Below are 15,881 nucleotides of genomic sequence, written 5' to 3' on the forward strand. Positions count from 1 at the left end.
ATGGCACAAACCGAACAGGAGATTCTGGCCGGCGTCGCAGAGATTCTGCATGACGTCTGCGGGATCGCACCGGCCAGGAGCACCGTGGAGAAGGCTTTCGTCGACGATTTGGACGTCGATTCCCTGTCCATGTACGAGATCGGCATGACGACCCAGGACCGCTTCGGCGTCGAGGTGCCGGACGAGGACATGAGGGGACTGCGCACCGTGGGCGACCTGGTCGCCTACATCCAGGGGGCGGGAGTCTCGGCATGACCGACGGCCGAGCTGTCGGCCAGGGCCGTCCTGTCTCCGCCGACCGCGAGGTGGTCATCACCGGGCTGGGGACGTCCAGCCCGGTCGGCGGCGACGCCCCGGCGACCTGGAAGGCCCTCCTCGCGGGCGTCTCCGGGGCGCGGGGCATCGAAGCGGCGTGGGCGGACGAACTGCCGGTGCGGATCGCCGCCCCCGTGGCCGTCGAGCCGGCCGAACGACTGGCCAAGCACGAGCTGCGCCGGCTGGGCAGGGTGCAGCAACTGGCCCTCCTGGCCGCCCGTGAGGCATGGGAGGACGCGGGGGCACCGGAGACGCCGCCCGAGCGGTTGGCGGTGGCGGTCTCCTCCGGAGGCGGGGGAGTGGGGAGCCTGCTCGATCAGTACGACGTGCTGCGGGAGCGCGGCTGGCAGCGGGTCTCCCCACTCACCCTTCCGATGTACATGGCGAACGGCCCCGCGGCATGGATCTCCCTGGAGTTCGGCGCCGCGGCCGAACTGCACGCCCCCGCGAGTGCCTGTGCGTCGGGCGCCGACGCGCTGGCCCGCGGTCGCGAGCTGATCCGGTCCGGGCAGGCGGACGTGGTGCTCGCCGGGGGCGCCGACGCGATGATCCACCCGGTCATCGTGGCCGGGTTCGCGGCCATGCGCGCACTCTCCCGGCGCAATGACGACCCGGAGGGCGCCTGCCGGCCCTTCGACGCGGGGAGGGACGGATTCGTTCTGGGGGAGGGCGCCGGGGTCTTGGTGCTGGAGGCGGCCGGGCACGCGGCCCGGCGCGGCGCCCGTGTATACGCCGAGCTGGCCGGTGCGGGCCGTTCCGCGGACGCCTATCACATCGCCAACCCCGATCCCTCGGGCACGGGTGCGGCCCGCGCGATGCGCCGGGCGCTCGCCGACGCGGGAGCGGAACCCGGCGAGATCGCTCACGTCAACGCGCACGCGACCGGCACACCATTGGGGGACATGGCGGAGGCGGTGGCGCTGCGCCAGGTGCTGGGGCCGGGCCTCGGCGGGGCCACGGTCGCCGCGACCAAGTCGATGACCGGGCATCTGCTGGGCGCAGGGGGTGCGGTGGAGGCAGTGGTCACCGCATTGACGCTCCATCACGGACTCGTCCCGCCCGCCGTCAACCTCGATGATCCCGATACCTCGATCGGGGACGACGTTCTCCGGGCCGTGGTCCGAGGCGGTGCCGGAGTAGTTCCCGAGGGCGCGGCCACGGCGCTCAGCAACTCGTTCGCCTTCGGCGGCCAGAACGTCTCCCTGGTCCTGCGCCGACGAGGGTGAACACCGCCTATGACGTCGACCACCGCTGGGTGACGTTACCCAGTACCGACGTTGACCAGTACCTACGTGACCAGTACCGACGTTGGCCACCACCGGCAGCTGGGCGGCCGGCAACGGACGCCAGGGTTCACGGCCGCAAGTTTTTCACCTACTGTTGAATTCAACGTCGGGCGAGTTACCCGTAGGGAGAGATCATGAAGACCGCGATTGAGGTCCAGGACCTCGTGGTGACCCGCGGCGGGAAAGAGGTGCTTCACGGCCTCTGCGCCCGCATCCCGCACGGCGGGATCACCGGGCTGCTGGGACCGAGCGGCAGCGGCAAGACCACGCTGCTGCGTTCGATCGTGGGTGTGCAGCGGGTGAAATCGGGCCGGGTCACCGTGCTCGGCGAGGAGGCGGGTGCCCCGGCGCTGCGCCGGAAGATCGGCTACTTCACCCAGTCGCCGAGCGTCTACGCGGACATGACCGTCCGGGAGAACGTGCGCTACTTCGCCAGCTTCTACGGCCTGGGCCGTGCGGAAGCCGAGGAGACGATCAAAGAGGTGGGCCTCCAGGAGCAGGCCGGCCAGATCGTCCGCACTCTCTCCGGTGGCCAGCACAACAGGGCGTCGCTCGCCTGCGCGCTGGTCAGCCGCCCCGAACTGCTGATCCTGGACGAGCCCACGGTCGGTCTCGACCCGGTTCTCCGCGAGGAGCTGTGGGCCCACTTCCGGCAGTTGGCGGCCGAAGGCACCACGTTGGTGGTCTCCAGTCACGTGATGGACGAGGCCAACCGGTGCGACCGGCTGATCCTCTTGAGAGAGGGGGCCGTCGTGGCCGATGACACCGTGCAGGCGATCAAGGACAGGGCTGGGACGGACGATCTGGACCGGGCGTTCCTCACTCTGGTCCAGGGCACGCTGGAGGTGGCGTGATGTCGGTACGACTGATGCTGAGCACCACGGGCCGGGTCCTCGGGCAGCTCAGGCACGACCGGCGCTCCATCGGCCTCCTGATCGGCGCGCCGCTGCTGCTGCTCACGCTGATCTACTTCATGTTCGAGAAGAACGGCCCGCTCCTCGACCGAGTCCTGCTGATCATGCTCGGGGTCTTCCCCTTCCTCCTGATGTTCCTGGTCACCAGCATCGCCATGCTGCGGGAACGCACGTCGGGCACGCTGGAGCGGCTCTTCACCACTCCCCTGGGGAAGCTGGACCTGCTCTTCGCCTACGGTCTGGCCTTCGGACTTGCCGCCACCGTTCAGGCGACCGTCGCGACGACGGTTGCGTACTGGCTGCTCGACCTGGACACGGCAGGCAACGGCGTTCTGGTGGTGCTGATCGCGGTGGCGAACGCCCTGCTCGGCGTCGGCCTGGGGCTGCTGTGCAGCGCGTTCGCCCGGACCGAGTTCCAGGCGGTGCAGTTCCTGCCGATCGTGGTGCTGCCGCAGATCCTGCTCTCCGGCCTCTTCGTGCCGCGCGCCGACATGGCGGGCTGGCTGGACGGTGTCAGCACGGCGATGCCGTTGGCCCACGGGGTGGAGGCGTTGCAGGAGGTCGGAGCCTCCGCCGACCCGACGGGGGACCTGTGGCGCGGCTACGGCGTTGTGATGGGATGTGTCGTGCTGGCCCTGGTGCTGGCCGCCGGGACACTGCGGCGGCGCACCGCCTAGGACCTGGCCGCCGGGACACTGCGGCGACGCGCCGCTTGGGACCTGTCCGGTCGATCGAATCGCAGATGTGCGCACCACATCCCATGTCTGCGGCATGATCGGCCGGACAGGTCCTGGCGTCATCTGGTGAATGAGGAGTGCTCGTGCGGAGACGTAGTGGCCGCCGGCCCGGCAAACCGGACACCCGCGGGGCGATCCTGGAGGCTGCCCGCGAGACATTCGCCGAGCGCGGTTACGACGGCTCGTCCATCCGCCACATCGCGACGAGCGCCGGTGTCGATCCCGCGCTCGTCCATCACTACTTCGGCAGCAAGGAAGATCTCTTCCTGGAGGTCGTGAAGCCGCCCATCGAGCCCGGGGCCGTGATGGACGAGATCTTCGCCGAGGGCATCGAGGCCGTTCCCGAGAATGTGGTGCGTGCCTTCCTCGGTACGTGCGAGGGTCCGGTGAGCGGCCCGGCGTTCCTGGGGCTGCTGCGCGGTGCGGTCGCCCATGAATGGCAGGCGCTGCTGCTCCGCGAGTTCTTCACCACCCAGATCGCCCGCAGGGTGGTGCGCCGGCTCGGGGCGGTCGTCGATCCCGCGGAGCTGCCGCTGCGGGCGTCGCTGGTTTCGAGCCAGCTCTTCGGCCTTGCGATGGTCCGGTACGTGCTGCGAATCCCGCCGCTGGCCGGCGCGTCCGAAGAGGTCGTGGTCGCGGCTGTAGCGCCGAATATCCGCCGTTACATGATCGGCGATCTGAGCCCGGAGGAGCGCAAAGCCGACTGAAATTCGACCCCGATGCTCCAATTCGCGCTCTCTGTATTCGTCTCGTCGCTCACAGCGGACCACCCGTCACTCCGTACGTGTTTTGCGGGGCTCGCTCTCGTCGGCAAGCAGTCGCTCTTGCCATGCTCATACCGCGACAGGCAATCACCTGCACCCCTGGCCCGACGGTGTCACGGCCGGCCTGGGGCGCCTCTCATTGCGTCGGTCGCATTAGGTTGTGAGCGTGCTGTGGAGACGTGGAATATCGGCCTCAATATTACGCGTCAGTAGAATTACTGGGACAGCGTCAAGTGGCTCTTGAATAAAGGTTCCCATCCGGCCATCGTCTATGTTAGCTTGATTAAGCGATGAAGTGCCAGACGGGGGGTTCTTTGCTGCATGCGTATATTAGTCGTCAGCGACAGGACAGTCATCAGGGCCGGTTACCGAATGCTCTTCGAAGGTAAGCAGGATCTTGAGGTCTCCGGAGATGCTGGAGATATACCGCAGATCGCAAGCAGCGTAAGTGATCTACGGCCGGACGTGGTAGTCATAGATTCCGAGACAAATTCGCTGGACGCGGCCGAGGTGGTCAGGTTCCTGGGTGCGGAAGCTCCCGGTTCCCCCTCGCTGGTGCTGGTCGGCGAATTCGATGATCAGGTGCAGAGGCTGGTGCGCGCAGGTGCCCGTGGCCTGCTGCTCAACCGCTCGTCCCCGGTGGAGATCGTGTCCGCGGTCAGGCTGGTCGCAGCCGGATACGCCCTGCTCTTCCCTGGTCGGGGCCGGAGGCTCGTCGACTGGCAAGCCCCGGCTGACGACGACGAGCGGGAGCCCGGGCATGAAGGACTGCGGAGACTGACGCGCCGCGAAGTGGATGTGCTCCGGCTCATTGCACGCGGCTGCAGCAACGCGGAGATTGCCGAGATGCTTTTCGTGAGCGAGAGTACGGTGAAATCCCATGTGCAACGCATGCTTGACAAGTTGGAGCTGCGTAATCGCATACATGCCGTAATCTATGCGTACGAAATCGGCATGGTCCGGACGGCCGGACTGACGGCACGGATTCCGGTATCACCTGTGGGATAAATGTGAGAGCCCTCTTTTCGGGCGCCTCGCTCCATGGGAAGTCCGGCGATCATTCTGCCAGACTGTCCGGGCAGGTCAGCGGCTTGTTGTAGCCCACTGCCGAAGCGACGTTGCCCTATTCGGTAGGCTCTCACATTTACCCCCACCAGTGTTTCAGGCATTGGTGGGGGCTTTTTCCGTCATCATCATTGGCCGTCCGTCGCGATGTTCTGGACCATACGCCTGCGGTCCCTCTTGCCATTTCCCGTGCGCGGCAACTCGTCGACCACGTGCAAGGCGTCCAGGATCATGTACGAGGGCAGCCGCTGTGCCGACCACTCCTTGAGCCCGAGCAATGAGACGTACGACTCCGGGTGCGTCCTCGTGACCACCGCGTGGAGCGCGGCCTCCAGACCGGACCCGACGACCACGACGGCCACGTCCTCCACTCCCGGATGGGCACCGAGAACGCTTTCCACCTCGCCCAGCTCCACCCGCTGGCCGCGCACCTTCACCAGGTGATCGCGCCGGCCGATGAGCTCCAGGTTCCCCTCCTCGCCGACTCGCACGATGTCGCCTGTCGGATACAGGCCGGTCTGGGGTTCCTGACCCCAGTAGCCGAGCATGACCGTCGGGCCGGAGATCAGCAGCTCGTACTCGCCTTCCCGGTCCTGTGGCGCAAGCGTCATCGAGTCGCCGGAACAGACCGTTCCGATCGGCAGGGCCGTGGAGCGCTGCGCATCGGCCACCGTCACCTCGTACGAGGTGCACACATTGGTCTCGGTGGGGCCGTACCAGTTGAACATCCGCACCCCGGGCCACTGGGTACGCAACTGCTGAACCAGCGGAAGAGGGAACGGCTCACCGGCGAAGAGGCAGGCCCGCAGGGCGGACGGCGGTACCTCGTCGAAAAGCCCTCCCTTGGACATCATCAGGGAGAGCGCCGACGGCACCGAATACCAGACGGTCAGATCGTGACGCCGCAGGAATCGCACCAACTGCTCCGGTGCGTAGGCCATTTCCTGAGAGATCAGAAAGACGGAGGCCCTGGCGTGGAACGCGGCGTACAGGTCGAAGACCGAGAGATCGAAGTTGAAGGGGGCGTGGTTGGCGAGCCTGTCCCGCGGTCCGAGGTCCAACAACTCACAGGCCCAGGTCACGAACGCGAGCGCGTTGCGGTGGCTCAGGCACACACCCTTGGGCTCGCCGGTCGAGCCCGAGGTGTAGAGGATGTACGCCGGGTCGTCCGGGGACCCCTCCGCGGGCGCCGGCGCCGCTCCCGTCTCCCCGGTCAGGAGTTCCTCGAATGTCGAAAGCGGACCCGCGGCCCACTCCGTCCCCGCCAGGCGCTCCGCCCCGCCCGCATCCGTGACAGTCAGAACGGCGCCGCAGCCCCGGGCGATCAGGGCCGCCCGGGCGGGTGGATTGGACTCGGTCACCGGCACATAGACCGCCCCGCGTCGCAGGCACCCCTGCATCAGCGCGACAGCGTGCGTGCTCTTGCCCGCCCACAACAGCACCCGGTCGCCCGGCAGCACTCCCCGAGCGGCCAGCGCCGCGCTGTAGCGATCGGCGAGCGTGTCCAGTTCGCCGTAGGTCAGGCGGCCGTCCGAAGCATGCACCGCCAGGGCTTGCGGGGTGCGTCGAGCCGCGGCGGTGACCAGTTGATGCAGCCTCACAGTCCCAGCTCCTTCGCGGCCAGTTCCTTCTGGATCTCCGACGTGCCGGAGAAGAGAAGGCTCGGCACGGCGTTGCGCAGCTCGGCCTCCACACCGAAGTCCGCCAGGAAGCCGCGTCCGCCGAATACGCGGACCGCGTCCAGTGCGTTGGCCACCGCGCCCTCGGACGCGGCGAGTTTGGACAGAGAAACCGCCAACCGGGCGGGTCGCCCCTGGTCCATCTCCCAGCAGGCGCGGTAGAGCAGCAGTCGAGCTGTCTCCAGCCGCATCGCCATGTCGACGATCCGGTGCGACACCGCCTGGAAGTCGGCCAGCCGACGGCCGAACTGGCGGCGCCGCCGGGCGTGTTCGGCGGTCCGCTCGACCAGCCGGGCCATCATTCCGACGTAACCGGCGAACAGACAGGCCCGCTCCCAGCCCATCGAGTGCTGGAAGATCGTCGCCCCCATCCCGGGGACGCCCAGCACATGACGGACGGGTACGAAGCAGTCGGTGAACGTCACGGTGCCTGCCGGGGTGGAGCGCAGGCCCATCTTGTCGAACGGCTCCCCGGCCCGTACGCCTGCTGTGTCCGCGGGTATCACGAACGCCGTCTGCCCGAGGTGGCCTGCCTCCGGGTCGGTCGTCGCATAGGTGACGAAGAGGTCGGCGGCGGGGCCGTTGCTGACAAAGCTCTTCTCCCCGTTCAGCAGGTAGCCGTCGTCCACCGGCGTGGCGGTCAGCCGGAGCTTCGACACATCCGAGCCCGCGTCGGCCTCGGTCATGGCATTGCCCGCGATGACCTCTCCCGAGCAGATGTCCGGCAGCCAGCGGGACTTGAGGTCGTCGGAGCCGAACTCCGAGATCGGCACGGCGCAGGCGAAGAGGTGCGCGCTGGCCGCGAAGACCAGCCCGGTATCACTGCAGCCCTCACCCAACGCCTCGTACAGCCGCGCGGTGTCAAGCGCTCCGAGCCCAAGTCCGCCGTGCTTGTCGGGCAGGCACGCCCCGAGCAGCCCCAGGCGCCCCAGCGTCACCCAGTCCGTCCGGCTGAACGGCTCCTGCGGAACGCGCCCGGCGGGGAAGGCGCGGCGGACGGCCTCCAGCATCTGCCGATGGCGTCCCTCCTGATCGGCGGACCAGCCGAAATCCATAAGACTCCCCGATACATGGTCGGTTGATGGCGCATCACGGGTATCGCGGGCCGACGGGGTGGAGTCGGATTCGTCGGGCCGACCACGCAGCGGGAGGTGTTCCCGGCGTCGGGTCGAACCGCCCACGGACCGTGCCGGCACTTCGCCCGCGCACGGCGCCGCGAGGCGCCCTGTCCACAGCACCCTGCCGTGCGGGGCCGGGAGAGCGCATCCGCACAGCCCATAATTCATCCCTTCTACCGTGTCTCCTCCTCCCGGCCCCTCATAGGTACTGACGTGCGCTCCAGGTTTCCCTCTCGTGGCCAATGGTGGGGAGACCGCCCCCTCGGAAGAATCCCTACTCCCGTGCAATGGCCGGACGCGCCGTGCGGCACACCGACACGTCTGGAGGACGGATGGCAGCGGAGGGACTTCCCACGGAGGCCATAGCCATGGCCGATGTGGCGATCGTGTTGCTCGCGGGCCGTCTGTTCGTGAGGCTCAGCGGACGGTTCCGCCAGCCGCCGGTCGTAGCGGAGATCGCCATCGGCATCATGCTCGGACCGAGTCTTCTCGGCCTGCTCCCCGGAGACCTGCCTGAGCGGATCTTTCCTCAGGACGCCCGGCCGATGCTCTCCGCCGTGGCTCAGGTAGGGCTGCTCCTCTTCATGTTCCTCGCCGGCTGGGAGATGGACCTGGGCCGGCTGCGCGGCCGGGGCCGGTCGGTCGGCGGCATGGCCGGACTGTCCATGGCCGTGCCGTTCCTGCTCGGCGCCGGGGCAGCGGCCCTGCTTGCCGGGCGCTACGCGGACAGCGAGCGTGGCTCGACCGCCTTCATCCTCTTCTTGAGTACGGCCTTCGCCATCACCGCTTTCCCGGTGCTGGCCCGCATCATCAAGGACAGCGGACTCACCGGCACTCGCGTGGGATCCACGGCGATGGCCTGCGCCGCGGTCGGAGACGTGTTGGCCTGGTGTGTCCTCGTGCTGGTGGTGGCGGTCTCCGAAGCGGGCAGCCCGGGACACTTCTGGGCAGTCCTCGGCTTCACCGTGGTGTACGGGCTGGTGATGGGGTTCGTCGTGCGGCGTCTGCTGCGATTCATGGTCGACCGGTCGCCCCGGGCGGCGTCCGGCGCGAATCTGCTGGTCCTGATCGCCTCCGGAGTCTTCCTGTCCGCCTGGGTGACCTCTTGGATCGGCATCCACGCCATCTTCGGTGCGTTCGCCTTCGGGCTGGTCATGCCGCGAGAGGCCCGGGAGGATCTGCACCGGCGGGTGGCCATGCCGCTGTCGGGGGTCGTGGCACTGCTGCTGCCGGTCTTCTTCATCGTGACCGGACTGTCCGTGGACGTGGGGGTGCTCGGCCTGGAGGGCCTGGCGTACCTCGGGCTGATCCTTTGCACCGCTGTCGTGGGCAAGTACGCCGGGACTGTGCTGCCCGCCCGGATGTCGGGGATGTCCTGGCGGGAGGCAGGGGCGTTCGGAACCCTGATGAACACCCGTGGCCTCACCGAGATCGTGATCCTCGACATCGGGCGCCAACTGGGCGTCATAGACACCCAGATGTTCACCATGATGGTGATCATGGCGCTGGTCACAACGGCCATGGCGGGGCCGCTGCTGCACAAGCTGGGGATCACCCGCACCACCGCTCCGTCCGACGAGACCCACCGCAAGGACCCGCCTCAGCCGGAAGGCGACACCAGGCAGCCTTCTCCGGTACAGCTCCGGCCGTGACGTCGTCGCTGTTGGTCGGCGGCTGCCTACGCCTGTGGCACGGCATCGCCGCCCCGCCCTCGGCCCATGACTGGATCTCCCTCTCGCCGGAGGAACGCGCCCGTGCCCACGGCTTCATGGACCCCTCCGAGGCCGGCCACTACGTCTACGCCCATGCCGCCGTGCGGCGGATCATCGCGGAGCTGCTGCACTGCTCGGCCGAGGCGATCCGCTTCGGCCGGGAACGGTGTCCGGGCTGTGGTGACGGAGTGCACGGCCGTCCGCGCATCGTGGCCCCGCCTGCCGCGCTCGGCTTCAACCACTCCCGCAGCCGCGCGACTTGGCTGCTGGCGGTCGCCCCACAGGGGCAGCGGGTGGGGGCCGATATCGAAGAGATCCGGCCACTCAACGCGTTCCAGGGTCTGATCGACACCTGCCTGACCCCGGAAGAGCGGATCTACGTCACCGAGGACACGGACCCGATGCGGCGTCGCCGTCGTTTCTACCGCTGCTGGGTCCGGAAGGAGGCGGTGCTCAAGGCGGTCGGCACCGGCCTCGCGGGCGGCCTGTCGCGGCTCGACGTAAAGCCGTACGAGCCGGGCCCCGCGGTGATCACGGTGGATGGACCCGGCAATGGCCGCTTTCTCCTCCATGATGTTCCGCTGAGCCCTGGACTGGCCGCCGCGGTCGCCGAAGAACTGCCCGCCGGATGGAGCTAGTTGTTTCGCGACTCATCCGAAAGGACAGGTCCCGAAATCATCAACTGAGCCGAAGAAATGCCCGGGCGTGCTGGCTAGTGTGAGGCTCGCGGACGCCATGGTCCGCGCGGTAATCCACTCCTTGCGGCTCAGATTCTCGGAGGTCACACGCATGCCGGAGAGCAGCAACCCGCACGGGTACGACGAGGTCATCGCCGAGCTGACGGGCTACGTGGAGGCGCGCTTCCTCCCTGAGGGGGAGGGCGGTCTTCAGCCCCGAACTCCGTTGCTCGAATGGGGGATACTCACCTCGCTCACCACCACAGAATTGATCTCCTTCATTCTCGACCGCTACGGGGTCTCCATTCCGCCCGAGAAAATCGTTGGCGCGCACTTCAAGAATCTCGATGCCATTTCTCGGTTGGTGGTCTCGCTGCAGGGCGACCCCGCAGGCCGGCCCTGACCGCCCCGGAGCCCGCCGCCTGAGCGGCGGTTGCCCCGGCCGGCGAGGCAGTTCGGACCGCGCGCACGCGGGCTCCGGCCGGGGCCGCCGGCCAAAGCCGGCCATGTCTTGTCTCCGAGGTGTCCCAGACACGGAGGATCACCTACTGTATTAACTCACTGTTCGATGAATTCTATCCATCAGGGGTGGCTCATGAACGGTCGGCCGACCCGGGACCGCATCTTGGACGCCGCGCGGGAAGAGCTGGCGGCGCACGGCTACAACGGCACGTCGACGCGTGGCGTGGCCAGACGAGCTCAGGTTGATATCCGGCTGATCCACCACTACTTCGGGTCCCGGAGCAGCCTGCTGAGCACGGCCCTGCGGCCCAGCCAATGTGACACCTGGGCCCAGAAGGCGTCCGGAGAACCCGACAAGCCGGACGGCCCGCTGCCCGGCGCCCCCCGGCGCGACACCGGTTCGGAAGCCGCCCGACTGACCCAGCGGCTGAGGGATCTGTGGAGTAGCGATGCGCTCGGCCGGCGGGCCCTGGTGGCCTCCGCCATGACCGACGGGCCGACCGGATCCCGACTCGTTTCCTACGTCACCGGGCTGCTCTGGGAACCGGCCGCCGACCTGGACCACGATGACCTGAGCTACGACCAGCCGGGCCGCGCCATGGTGGCCGCCCAGCTCCTCGGGCTGGCGGTGCTGTGTGAGTCCGGAGCACTGCACCGGCTGGCCGCGGCAAGCGGCGAAGCCGACTGCCAGGCCGATGAGTTCAGCCTGGAGTCGCAACTCGCCGCGGTGCTCGCCGCCGTGGCCGCCACAGGAGGTGTCGATGCCGTACGGAGATGAGGCCGTGAAGTGGAGCAAGCGCCCCCTCCCGCACCGCACCGCCAGTCGCGCCCTCATTCTCCGAGCCGCTCGGGAGGAGCTGTCGGAGCACGGTTTCGGGGGCAGCACCGTACGTGGCATCGCCCACCGCGCCGAGGTCAACACCAGCCTGGTCCACTACTACTTCGACTCCCGGGACGGTGTACTCACCGCGGCGCTGCGCGAGGCCGGCCGACTCGTGGTGTCCGCCCCGGGCGACGACACGGCACCCGGCGGCCCGGACCGCACCGGAGAGGAACTCCTGCGTCGCGAACTGCCGCTGTGGGAGTCCGAGGAGTGGCGTAGCGCGATCCTCGCCCTGATCCGCAGCTCGGTGACGCACGAAGACGCCGGGCAACACCTCGCCGAGGCCGTGCGCCGGCTCTTCCCGGACGCCTCCGGACCCTGCCCCCACACCATCATGATCGGCGCCCAACTGATCGGGCTCATGGTGGTGCGGCACATTACGCCCGTGGAACCGCTGGCGTCCGCGGACATGGACGATCTGATCGCCCTCCTCGCACCCGTGGCCCAGCACTTCCTCGACGATCACAACGAACACTCCGCACACCTGCCAGGCCACTGAACAGAGCCGTGTCTCGGAAAGGCGCGCCATGGATGACCGTGCGACAGACGGTCTGGGAGCAACTGACCACCTCGCGTCGGCGGGAGACGTGGTTGCCGACGCGAGGAGCCGGCCGGTGCTGCCCCAGCTCTTCTGCCTGCCGCACGCGGGCGGCAGCTCCGCGGGGTTCGCTCCGCTGAGCCGCCGTGTTGCCGCCCACGCCCGCGTCCGCCCGGTGGAACTGCCCGGCCGCGGCACGCGCTGGGACGAGCCACCCCCGGACCGGCTCGCCACCCTCGTCGCGGACCTCGCCAGGCGGATCAGGGCCGAGGCGGACGGCCCGTACATGCTCTACGGCCACAGCTTCGGCGCGCTGCTCGCCTACGAACTGGCCCACGCCCTGCGCCCCTCCCTGGGCGAGCCGACCGCCCTCCTGGTCTCCGGCCGCAACGGCCCCGGCGTCGCCCACCCGGCGATACCGCTGCACGGTCTGCCGAGGGACCGGCTGCTTGAGCAGTTGCGGAAGCTCGACGGCATGCCGACCGCTCTCCTCGACAAGCCGGACCTGATCGATCCCTTTCTGCCAGTACTGCGGGCTGACGCCAGACTCGCCGAGCTCTACCGGCGCGGTCGTCACCCCGTGCTCAGCTGCCGGGTTCGCGTACTGGCGGGTGAGAGCGATCCATTGGCCGATCCGGCCGGGCTGCACCGGTGGTCGGAGGAGACCACGGCCGACTGCGCTGTCGAGACCATTCCGGCGGGCCACATGCTGGCGGGACATCCTGCCTTTCTGGCCTGGCTCCGCCGGACACTGAACGAGCTGACGGCCGGGGCCTGAAAAGGCCGAGCCAGCAGATGCCGTAGGTCAGCCGTGAGTGGAGCAGGTCCCAGCAGTCGGCGGGGGGCCTTTCCGCGGCGGGTGGTCTCGGTGGTCGTGGTGTGCTCCGGTTCGCGCCGTGTGGCGGACTTGGTCAGGACGAAGGTGGGGCCGTTCCGGTGACTGGGACACCACCGCTCCAGCCGAAGGGACAATCAACCCCGGCCCGTCCTTGCCGTTCAAGGACGAGCCGGGGTCGGTCACTCATCGGTCGGACAGGTCACCCGGGTCGGGTGGCGCGGACGGTCAGGCGGCGAAGCGCTTGAACGCCGCCCGGGTGCCCGCGCCGGCGACGCCGTCGATGTCGCCCGTGTAGCCGTAGTCGTCCTTCAGCAGACGCTGGAGCGCCTTGATGGTGTTGGTGCCGGGGTCCCCGTCGATGGCACCCGTGTAACCCCAGTACCGCGCGAGGCAGCGCTGGAAAGCCTTCCAGCTGTTCGTGCCCAGCTGACCGTCGATGGAGTCCGTGTATCCCCAGTTGTCCGCGAGGAACTCCTGGACGTTCTTGGCCTCGGCCGTGGTCAGACCGAAGTTCTGCGTCGCGGCCACGGCGGCGGGCTGCGCGACCGCCGCCGTCTGCGCGGTGGTCGCACTCGCCGCGAAGCTGGTGCCCGCGGTCGCCACACTGCCGGCGGCGAGGCCGGCAACGGCGATGAGGCCGGCGATGGTCCTGCCCAGAGCGTTCGGTCGCATGCTTTCCTCTTTCGGTCGTGGAATCCGCACCTGATCCCGACTGGCGAGCAGGTGGCGAGATCAAAGGTGCAGGGCACCCGGGCATGGCGGCCACGGCTGTGGCGCAGGTGGCGGCTGCTCGGGACGACCACCCTGCTGACCTGCCACGACAGCGTCCCGAGGGACGGCAGTGTGGGACGCCTGTGACAGATGTGACGGGCTCATGCAGAATGCGAAGCAGCGGAGGGGGCCGCTGTTCACGCTCATGACCGCTTTGGGGGAAACATGCCGCGCTACAAGGCGTTGCCCGCTGAACTCGACCCTTGCGCACGGCAGTTGGTGGCACGGTTACGTCAGCTGAAGGATCACAGCGAGCTGACGATGCGACATCTCGCGGCCAAGACCGGCTACAGCGCCAAGTCGTGGGAGCGGTACCTGGGAGGTACGTTGCTGCCGCCCAGGGAGGCGGTGGAAGCACTGGCCAGGATCACCGGCGCCGAACCCGTCCCCCTGCTCGCACTGCACGAGATCGCCGCGGACACCTGGGGCAGCCGCCGCGCCAGTCCCGTCGTACAGCCGCGGCCCACGACACAGAAGCGGGAAGGTGACCGAGAAGAGAAGCGGGAGCAAGAGCGGGAACAGTCGGAGAGCCCAGCGAGGCCGGATCCCGGGCCACCGGCCACACCGACCGCGCTCACGACATCACCCACCACCGGACCGGCCACCGGCCGCTTCCCGCACATCGCCCTCACCGCGGGCATCGTCGCCCTGGCCGTGGCCCTCTTGGCGACGCTGTTGCTCATGCTGCGCCTCGGGGAGGACATCACCCCAGCGGCCGTCGCCGCCCCGCCTCCCACCACCGCGGCCTCGCCGCGGACCTCCTACACATGCCGCATCACCCGCCTCGACGACCGCTGGTCCGCAGGCATCAACAACGGCCGGAACACCGAGATCTTCTACGGCGCTACGGGCGCCGACGTCGCCGAAGCGCAGTGCCTGCTGCGAAGGGCAGGCATCTCACCCGGCGGGATCGACGGCATGTTCGGCCCACTGACGCTGCGGGCCGTCAAAACGCTCCAGCAGCGCGAAGGAATGGTCGCCGACGGCATGCTGGGGCCACGCTCCTGGAAGGCGTTGCGCGGGTGACACTGGGCGTACCCTCACCGCCGGGCGCCCGACTGGCCGCCGCACTAATGCAGTTGAAGCAGCGCACCGGCCTGAGCCTGGCGCAGCTCGCGAACGTGACCACCTTCAGCAAGTCGTCCTGGGAGCGCTATCTCAACGGCAAGAGCCTGCCACCCCGCAGCGCGGTCAAGGAGTTGTGCCGTCTCGCGGGCGAACCCGCCGACCACCCATTGGCGCTCCTGGACATCGCCCGGACGCAACGGGCGGAAGACAGCGGGCCGACACGCGAGACACCGGCACGACAGCACGCCGGCACCCGCACGGACACACCGACCCTGGCCCCCACCACCGCCCCGCCCCGCACCGGCGAAAGCGAGGCCGTCCCGGAGAATATCGGCCAGGCCCGGACACGCCCGCCCGACATCGGCCCGAGCGGGACGATCCCAGACGGCCACACCCGCACCCACCCGACCGGGCGCCGGCGCGAAAGCATCCTCACCGCCCTCGCGTCGGTCTGTGCCGTGGTCCTGGGCACGCTCGTGCTCTTCCACCTTCCCCCCTCGCACCGCGAGGAGGCGTCACCGTCCCCCACGCCCACTCCAGCCACCGGGGCGCTCTGCCGGTACACCACCTGCGAGAACAAGGACCCGGGCACGATGAGATGCGGCGCCGAGCCGTTGACACTCGCCGAGCACGAGACCGCCACGGGCGCCTGGATCCAGATCCGCTACAGCCAGGAATGCGGGACGAGTTGGGGCCGGATGTGGGGCGCGGTCGTGGGTGACCGTGTCGAGGTCCGTGCGGGCGGCCGGGACGGCTCCTTCCGCGCCGCCCGGGTCACCAACCGCCACGAGGCGGACACGTACGTCCACACCCTCATGAGCGTGGTCAGCCCTGGAACGTCGGTGCAAGCCTGCTTCAGCCCCGTGGCGGGCGGCGCGAAAGAGTGCTTCGGGACCCGCATGGACCAGATCATCTCCGTCCCTTCCCGCGGACCACAACGTCGGGGTTCACCAGGGCCTGCCGCAGCTGCCCGGTAGCTTTGCCGCCGGGCACCTCGGCGAGGCGTCGAGCGGCTCCCGCACCGCGGTTACCGTTCGCGGGCTCGATTCCCAGG

General features: G+C 68.8%; 17 protein-coding genes. 14 read left to right on the top strand and 3 right to left on the bottom strand.

The window, feature by feature from the left end:
- From ACIBLC_RS28370 to ACIBLC_RS28395, 6 genes are all read left to right on the top strand, one after another.
- Positions 1–255: an acyl carrier protein gene (locus ACIBLC_RS28370; protein WP_399214085.1), complete on the top strand. Its 255-nt coding sequence runs from the start codon at positions 1–3 to the stop codon at positions 253–255.
- Positions 252–1,541, top strand: a complete 1,290-nt coding sequence (locus tag ACIBLC_RS28375) for a beta-ketoacyl-[acyl-carrier-protein] synthase family protein (RefSeq protein ID WP_399214086.1) — start codon at positions 252–254, stop codon at positions 1,539–1,541. The genes ACIBLC_RS28370 and ACIBLC_RS28375 overlap by 4 nt, the downstream gene beginning before the upstream one ends.
- A 194-nt stretch (positions 1,542–1,735) precedes the next feature.
- Complete coding sequence (locus ACIBLC_RS28380) at positions 1,736–2,455, top strand: ABC transporter ATP-binding protein (RefSeq protein WP_399214087.1); 720 nt, start codon at positions 1,736–1,738, stop codon at positions 2,453–2,455.
- Positions 2,455–3,192 carry an ABC transporter permease gene (locus ACIBLC_RS28385; protein ID WP_399214088.1) on the top strand — a complete coding sequence of 246 codons (738 nt, stop codon included), beginning with the start codon at positions 2,455–2,457 and terminating at the stop codon, positions 3,190–3,192. The genes ACIBLC_RS28380 and ACIBLC_RS28385 overlap by 1 nt, the downstream gene beginning before the upstream one ends.
- A gap of 143 nt (positions 3,193–3,335) precedes the next feature.
- Positions 3,336–3,959, top strand: a complete 624-nt coding sequence (locus ACIBLC_RS28390) for a TetR family transcriptional regulator (RefSeq protein ID WP_399214089.1) — start codon at positions 3,336–3,338, stop codon at positions 3,957–3,959.
- Between the two features lie 378 nt (positions 3,960–4,337).
- Entirely contained in the window at positions 4,338–5,024 is a 687-nt protein-coding gene (locus tag ACIBLC_RS28395; protein ID WP_399214090.1) for a LuxR C-terminal-related transcriptional regulator, read from the top strand.
- Positions 5,025–5,209: 185 nt separating this feature from the next.
- Here the strand turns inward: ACIBLC_RS28395 and ACIBLC_RS28400 are convergent, their stop codons facing one another.
- Complete coding sequence (locus ACIBLC_RS28400; RefSeq protein ID WP_399214092.1) at positions 5,210–6,682, bottom strand: AMP-binding protein; 1,473 nt, start codon at positions 6,680–6,682, stop codon at positions 5,210–5,212.
- Positions 6,679–7,770 carry an acyl-CoA dehydrogenase family protein gene (locus tag ACIBLC_RS28405; RefSeq protein ID WP_399214093.1) on the bottom strand — a complete coding sequence of 364 codons (1,092 nt, stop codon included), beginning with the start codon at positions 7,768–7,770 and terminating at the stop codon, positions 6,679–6,681. The genes ACIBLC_RS28400 and ACIBLC_RS28405 overlap by 4 nt, the downstream gene beginning before the upstream one ends.
- Positions 7,771–8,210: 440 nt before the next feature.
- On the opposite strand from ACIBLC_RS28405, the gene ACIBLC_RS28410 reads away from it, so the two are divergent.
- The 6 genes from ACIBLC_RS28410 (at position 8,211) to ACIBLC_RS28435 (ending at position 12,928) form a co-directional block, all read left to right on the top strand.
- Positions 8,211–9,530 carry a cation:proton antiporter gene (locus tag ACIBLC_RS28410; RefSeq protein WP_399214094.1) on the top strand — a complete coding sequence of 440 codons (1,320 nt, stop codon included), beginning with the start codon at positions 8,211–8,213 and terminating at the stop codon, positions 9,528–9,530.
- On the top strand, positions 9,527–10,228 hold the full coding sequence (locus ACIBLC_RS28415) for a 4'-phosphopantetheinyl transferase family protein (protein ID WP_399214096.1): 702 nt from the start codon (positions 9,527–9,529) through the stop codon (positions 10,226–10,228). The genes ACIBLC_RS28410 and ACIBLC_RS28415 overlap by 4 nt, the downstream gene beginning before the upstream one ends.
- A 151-nt stretch (positions 10,229–10,379) precedes the next feature.
- On the top strand, positions 10,380–10,670 hold the full coding sequence (locus ACIBLC_RS28420; protein WP_399214097.1) for an acyl carrier protein: 291 nt from the start codon (positions 10,380–10,382) through the stop codon (positions 10,668–10,670).
- A 192-nt stretch (positions 10,671–10,862) separates the two neighbouring features.
- Positions 10,863–11,507, top strand: coding sequence for a helix-turn-helix domain-containing protein (locus ACIBLC_RS28425; RefSeq protein ID WP_399214098.1), 645 nt, complete (start codon positions 10,863–10,865; stop codon positions 11,505–11,507).
- Positions 11,491–12,111 carry a TetR/AcrR family transcriptional regulator gene (locus ACIBLC_RS28430; protein ID WP_399214099.1) on the top strand — a complete coding sequence of 207 codons (621 nt, stop codon included), beginning with the start codon at positions 11,491–11,493 and terminating at the stop codon, positions 12,109–12,111. Before ACIBLC_RS28425 ends, ACIBLC_RS28430 begins: the two co-directional genes overlap by 17 nt.
- A 115-nt stretch (positions 12,112–12,226) precedes the next feature.
- A complete protein-coding gene (locus tag ACIBLC_RS28435; protein ID WP_399214100.1) occupies positions 12,227–12,928 on the top strand; it encodes a thioesterase II family protein in 702 nt (233 codons plus the stop codon).
- Between the two features lie 285 nt (positions 12,929–13,213).
- Here the strand turns inward: ACIBLC_RS28435 and ACIBLC_RS28440 are convergent, their stop codons facing one another.
- A complete protein-coding gene (locus ACIBLC_RS28440; RefSeq protein WP_399214101.1) occupies positions 13,214–13,660 on the bottom strand; it encodes a peptidoglycan-binding protein in 447 nt (148 codons plus the stop codon).
- Between the two features lie 264 nt (positions 13,661–13,924).
- Here ACIBLC_RS28440 and ACIBLC_RS28445 point away from each other — a divergent pair, with 264 nt between their 5' ends.
- The gene (locus ACIBLC_RS28445) at positions 13,925–14,785 is read left to right on the top strand and encodes a peptidoglycan-binding protein (protein ID WP_399214102.1); all 861 of its coding nucleotides are present in this window, start codon (positions 13,925–13,927) and stop codon (positions 14,783–14,785) included.
- Entirely contained in the window at positions 14,782–15,804 is a 1,023-nt protein-coding gene (locus ACIBLC_RS28450) for a DUF2690 domain-containing protein (RefSeq protein WP_399214104.1), read from the top strand. The genes ACIBLC_RS28445 and ACIBLC_RS28450 overlap by 4 nt, the downstream gene beginning before the upstream one ends.
- Positions 15,805–15,881 lie beyond the last annotated feature (77 nt).

The sequence above is a fragment of the Streptomyces sp. NPDC050535 genome, from assembly GCF_044457665.1.
Taxonomy (GTDB): domain Bacteria; phylum Actinomycetota; class Actinomycetes; order Streptomycetales; family Streptomycetaceae; genus Streptomyces.